The sequence below is a fragment of the Arhodomonas sp. KWT genome (assembly GCF_010993615.1).
Window position 1 is genome coordinate 1 of the sequence record NZ_WNXE01000884.1, and the last position, 699, is coordinate 699.

1 protein-coding gene is annotated in these 699 nt (G+C 71.4%); it reads right to left on the bottom strand.

The genetic code is table 11. The features are described from left to right. Positions 1-6 precede the first annotated feature (6 nt). The coding region (gene galE / locus G7A99_RS23055; RefSeq protein ID WP_163144379.1) for a UDP-glucose 4-epimerase GalE at positions 7-699 on the bottom strand (693 nt) is incomplete at its 5' end.

A 699-nucleotide genomic window follows, 5' to 3' on the forward strand; every position in this document is an offset into this window, starting at 1 on the left:
GGGGGATCACTCTTCCTCGTAACGGCTCTCCCACTGGTAGGCGTGGCGGACGATGGTCTCCAGGTCGTCGAAGGCGGGCGTCCAGCCAAGCTCACGGCGCAGCCGGGTGCTGTCCGCCACCAGCGCCGGCGGGTCGCCGGCGCGGCGCGGCGCCTCCTCCACCTCGAACGGGGCACCGTGGACACGCCGCACCGTGTCCACCACCTCGCGCACGCTCGAGCCGTGGCCGTAGCCGCAGTTGTACACCCGTGAGTCACCACCGGCGGCGAGATGGTCGAGGAGCTGGACGTGGGCGCGGGCGAGGTCAACCACGTGGATGTAGTCGCGCACGCAGGTACCGTCCGGCGTGGCGTAGTCGGTGCCGAACACGGACAGCGACGGCCGCCGCCCGAGGGCGGTCTGGCACGCCACCTTGATCAGGTGGGTCGCCGCCGGCGTGGCCTGGCCGATGTGCCCGTCCGGGTGCGCGCCGGCGACGTTGAAGTAGCGCAGGATGCCGTAGCGCAGCGAGGACGCCGCGGCGGCGTCCATGAGCATGCGCTCGCTCATCATCTTGGAGGCACCGTAGGGATTGATCGGCGCGAGTGGCGTGTCCTCGCTGACGAGCTCGGTCTCCGGGATGCCGTAGACCGCCGCCGTCGAGGAGAACACGAACTGCGGCACCCCGGCGGCGGTGACCTCGGTGAGCAGCCCCAGGGT